The following is a 205-nucleotide window of genomic DNA, read 5'->3' on the forward strand; positions in this document are numbered from 1 at the left end:
AGGGCGCGGCCAAGCAGGCGGCCGGCGGCTCGCGCTGCACGGCCGGTTCGGCCGCGCAGGCCAAGGGGCAGTGCACGTTCGGCGCGAACAACGCGGTGTTCAGCTTCGCGGTGCCCACCGCCCACTGCGGCGCGTGCGTGGACAAGATCCAGACCACGGCGATGGCGCAGAAGGGCGTGCTCTGCGCGAAGGTAGACCTGGACTC

1 protein-coding gene is annotated in these 205 nt (G+C 72.2%); it reads left to right on the top strand.

The window, feature by feature from the left end; genetic code table 11:
* A partial coding sequence (locus E6K76_00565) for a cation transporter (protein ID TMQ60851.1) occupies nt 1-205 on the top strand: 205 nt, incomplete at both ends.

The sequence above is a fragment of the Candidatus Eisenbacteria bacterium genome (assembly GCA_005893275.1).
Lineage (GTDB): Bacteria > Eisenbacteria > RBG-16-71-46 > SZUA-252 > SZUA-252 > WS-7.